This is a genomic window from Stenotrophomonas maltophilia group sp. RNC7, from assembly GCF_030910085.1.
In the GTDB taxonomy this organism is placed as follows: Bacteria; Pseudomonadota; Gammaproteobacteria; order Xanthomonadales; family Xanthomonadaceae; genus Stenotrophomonas; species Stenotrophomonas sepilia.
In genome coordinates, this window is the sequence record NZ_JAVFVN010000213.1 from 1 (window position 1) to 331 (window position 331).

At 58.9% G+C, this 331-nt stretch carries 1 protein-coding gene; it reads right to left on the reverse strand.

Going from position 1 to position 331, the window contains the following annotated elements; genetic code table 11:
• A partial coding sequence (locus tag RCF13_RS02905) for a hypothetical protein (RefSeq protein WP_308140832.1) occupies positions 1-222 on the reverse strand: 222 nt, incomplete at its 3' end.
• Between the last annotated feature and the right edge of the window lie 109 nt (positions 223-331).

A 331-nucleotide genomic window follows, 5' to 3' on the forward strand; every position in this document is an offset into this window, starting at 1 on the left:
AACGGCTGCGGCCGTTGCTGCCAACACGTATCCGTAGCGCCACAAACCCGATACCTGGATCGAGGCGACGGAACGTGTCGTCACTTCAACGAGGCCCACGCTCACTGCACAATCTATGATAGAAGACCCGACATTTGCCGCATAGACGTTCAATACCGCTTGCATTTCGCCGCGAAGGTCAACTGGGATGACTTCGTCGAGCGCAACCTGCAGGTGTGTCACGCGCTGCAGCGAAAGGCAGCAGAGCCTCAGGCCTGAACGACAGAAAGCCGCCGGTGCATCACCGGCGGCTTTCTGAATTCTTGGCGGACAGAGGGGGATTCGAACCCCC